Here is a 373-nt window from a genome sequence, read left to right as displayed (position 1 = left end):
GAATCAATCATCTTTGTTTTTCAGTGTCCAATTTAGAAAACTCTATTACATTTTACGAGAAAGTATTGGAAGGAGAATTATTAGTCAAGGGGAGAAAACTTGCATATTTCAATATATGTGGAGTATGGATAGCACTGAACGAAGAGGCACATATTCCGAGAAAGGAGATTCATCAATCTTATACGCACCTCGCATTTTCTGTTGAACAAAAAGATTTTGAACGCCTGTTACATCGGTTAGAAGAAAATAATGTTCATATTTTACAAGGAAGAGAACGTAATGTGAGAGATTGTGGGTCTATATATTTTGTTGATCCTGACGGTCACAAGTTCGAGTTTCATTCAGGGACACTGCAAGACCGTCTAAATTATTA

Annotated in this window: 1 protein-coding gene; it reads left to right on the top strand. The window is 35.4% G+C overall.

Annotated features, from left to right (window positions below):
• Nucleotides 1-2 precede the first annotated feature (2 nt).
• On the top strand, nt 3-373 hold a 371-nt coding region (fosB, locus tag AC1DJR_RS34000; RefSeq protein ID WP_477004673.1), incomplete at its 3' end, for a metallothiol transferase FosB.

Source organism: Bacillus sp. 05T31 (assembly GCF_056396725.1).
Note: the sequence above shows the minus strand (reverse complement) of the source record. Positions and strands in the feature narration are given on the sequence as shown.